The 2,633-nt window shown below is 36.2% G+C and carries 2 protein-coding genes; one reads left to right on the top strand and one right to left on the bottom strand.

The window, feature by feature from the left end:
* Positions 1-761: 761 nt before the first annotated feature.
* Positions 762-2,066, bottom strand: coding sequence for a hypothetical protein (locus tag BGC07_RS13495; protein WP_069313524.1), 1,305 nt, complete (start codon positions 2,064-2,066; stop codon positions 762-764).
* Positions 2,067-2,283: 217 nt separating this feature from the next.
* Between BGC07_RS13495 and BGC07_RS13490 the strand changes: the two genes are divergently transcribed.
* The gene (locus BGC07_RS13490; RefSeq protein WP_077216911.1) at positions 2,284-2,610 is read left to right on the top strand and encodes a DNA/RNA non-specific endonuclease; all 327 of its coding nucleotides are present in this window, start codon (positions 2,284-2,286) and stop codon (positions 2,608-2,610) included.
* Positions 2,611-2,633: the final 23 nt, after the last annotated feature.

Below are 2,633 nucleotides of genomic sequence, written 5' to 3'. Positions count from 1 at the left end.
ATAATTTTGGTATTAACCCTCTTTTTAATAAACATGATCAAATATATTTCAGAAAGCCTAAAATAGACTCCACGGAGGTTATGTTTTATGAAAAAGTAATAAAAAAGATAGCTTTATTAAATATAATATAGAAGATGAAGAGGTTATTCGCATTTCAATTTCAGAACTGCAAAGCCAACTTAAAATGACAATTGATTTTTTAGATAAAGGTGGGTTTATAGAAATCACCAAACATGGCAGAAAGGTGGGGATGATCGTCCCCTATTAATTAAATTCAAATCATGACACACCCGCAAAGCGGGTGGCTTGACAGTTGTGATCAGCCCAGGGCTGAGACTGTAATTTACTTTGTCTAATCGCTTATCAATAGTACCCTAAGAAGAGGTAAGGTAGGTAGATTATGCCAATTTTTAGGGTTTTAACTTTATCTTCAACTTTAACACCGGCTTCGCCTTCATTGAGCATTGCTACAATCTATGGCTCTATTAATTTTGATCGTTTCATCGTCGCTCTCCTCTCTAAGTTAATTTAACAGAAGATTCCAGTTATCACTTGTACCATTTTAAGAGAGGGTTACCCATAGGTAATTTTTTATTAATTTCAAAACCAAAACATATCATATTATTTAATATAAATTTCACTCTTACATACTACAAATCAAATAAAATAAATTCAAGAAAACATGTAGACAGTAAAAAAATATCTCAATAGAAATTGAGCAATCCTTTGCTCTTGTTTTATATACAGTCAGTTTATAATTTTTATAGCTCAGGCTGGGTAGATTGAATGGTCTCTTTCATCACTTCTTGAAAAGTAGAGTTTGTTCTGTGCTCTCTAAAAATGGCAGCATCTCCCAGCTGACTAAAAGCAGACTTTATCCTATTTCCCATTCCTAATACCCTATATGCTTTCATCCAACTAACACCCTGATCGGCAACAACACCTCTAAATATCTCCTCACTAGGACGGTCATCGAGAGGATTGTTAAATTTACGGCTAAAATCACGAGCAATTAGCACACCTGAAACTCGAGCAAACTCCCTATCAATCTCAACCATTTGGATCGAAGTTGCTTTTTGGGATCCATCATGACTCTGAACAACGTACTCTTCATCAACGGGTTTATGCAATAACGTGAGCCTCGAATCATCGAGCAAAGTAGCGCGTAAACCTTTAATATCCTCCAATGTAATATTATTCATGGACTTAAAGTCATTCAGTATTTCCAATATTTCATCTCTAATACTGTTTCGAAGCTGGGTAAGATCTTCTACTGTTGATAATAGCGCTTTTTTCCTTCTTAATAAGTCTAAGGTAATAGGCTGACTTTTATCCCCGCCCCAAAACTTCTTGCTACTCAACTTTGTTTTTTTCTCAAACTTTGCTAATTTATCTGCCCAAGGATCTGCTATATCTGAAAATCGATGCTTATAAATATCTTTAGCAGCTGCTAAAAATACTTGATCTCTAGGCTCGTGCTTTCCATAAGTATAATCACGAAGACCATACATTCTAGAAGATGCTTTATTTTTTATAATTTTTTCATTCTCATCCCATTGCTCCATTCTTGTAGGTGCAACATCCTTTAACCGACCCGCCTCTAGTGTATAGTCAATTTCTTCTGTTCCGTCAGTAACTTTCGTATACACATCGTTGGCAACGCTTACGTTTTTTGACTTACTCTGACCTTCTAATCGTCGGCCAATCAGTGCCGCCGCCTGCCTTGCCTCCTCAATTTTATCTGCAGGTGTCCCGTATAGCCGCCCACCTCCCTTAAACTCATATTTACGCTTACTGATATCAGTAAGTAATTTTATATATTCCCTAGCAAAATTCTCTAAATCTTCTGTTTTATTAGAAGCGATATCCTCTATAAGTTGGTCTAATACCGCTTTTCCAGCCTCTTCAAGTGGACCTTGCTTACCTCGAGCTGCCATTACATCAACTTCCAAGTCCTTACCTAAGGCTACAAAATCTGCTACCTTAGCCGTTAAATCATCACTTAACTCATAATCTCTAGCAACTTCCTCGAGGCGATTATAATAGTCGGTTAACGTTTTTGACATGTTTTTTTCCTATCAATAGTTTGGTCAGTTTTTTATTTACAAGGCATGGGCAGATTCTAGAGCAATGCAGTTTCTAACATATGAGAAAATAAATTACGCCCATGGTAACATGTAGAACAAGGTCAATAATAAATAAAAACTTCTACTTTTCTATATTGTTAGTCGTTGATAAAATTAAATTAACTAGCTTGCGCGACATAACGCTACTTTCTGGGGTATGACGAAAACGTACGCTAAATATAAAAAAGAAGTTTATGTGTATACGGGGCCAGTTTTTCAAGGGAAAAAGATCAAAACTATAGGTAAAGGTGTAAAAGTCCCTACTGCATTTTTCAAAATCATCTATGCACCGCAACAACATCAAGCAATCACCTTTTTAATGCCAAATAAGCGGGTCGCTAAAAATAAGGTTTCAAACTACCGAACTAATATTGCTCATATTGAGAAACTAACAGGAATGAAATTTTTGACTGCATTGCCGCAGGCAGAAAGGAATAAATTAATCAGCACGACTGCCAAAATGTGGCGTGTTAGTTGTTCTTAGTTGAGCGCACTTAAGCGCTCTCT

It is taken from the genome of Piscirickettsia litoralis (assembly GCF_001720395.1).
GTDB classification, from domain to species: domain Bacteria; phylum Pseudomonadota; class Gammaproteobacteria; order Piscirickettsiales; family Piscirickettsiaceae; genus Piscirickettsia; species Piscirickettsia litoralis.
The sequence above is the reverse complement of the archived record's forward strand: the minus strand, read 5'-3'. Positions and strand labels throughout refer to the sequence as shown.

What these genes read in the sequence shown, in the direction of transcription:
- BGC07_RS13495 (WP_069313524.1), bottom strand. Translation starts at nt 2,066, where the DNA reads ATGTCAAAAACGTTAACCGACTATTATAATCGCCTCGAGGAAGTTGCT.
- BGC07_RS13490 (WP_077216911.1), top strand. Translation starts at nt 2,284, where the DNA reads ATGACGAAAACGTACGCTAAATATAAAAAAGAAGTTTATGTGTATACG.